The 228-nt window shown below is 39.5% G+C and carries 1 protein-coding gene; it reads right to left on the bottom strand.

Annotation, left to right across the window (positions count from 1 at the left end):
- On the bottom strand, positions 1 to 228 hold a 228-nt coding region (locus SB765_RS34665; RefSeq protein WP_410933159.1), incomplete at both ends, for a hypothetical protein.

A 228-nucleotide genomic window follows, 5' to 3' on the forward strand; every position in this document is an offset into this window, starting at 1 on the left:
CTCACTGATTGGAATAAAACCGGCGTTAATCAATGGGCTTTTAAGTATTTGATCTGTTGTATTGGTGCGCTTTTTATCACCTTCAGGTGCGGCATTTAGATCACCTAAAATCACAAATCGGGATTGTGCTGCAAGGCCACCCTTTTTACCGTTATCATCATAAAGGTAACTTTCGTTATTAACGTAATCGGCAATAAGCCTAATTTCATCGTGGTTACGAATACCGTT

The sequence above is a fragment of the Pseudomonas sp. SIMBA_067 genome, assembly GCF_046534675.1.
Taxonomy (GTDB): Bacteria; Pseudomonadota; Gammaproteobacteria; order Pseudomonadales; family Pseudomonadaceae; genus Aquipseudomonas; species Aquipseudomonas putida.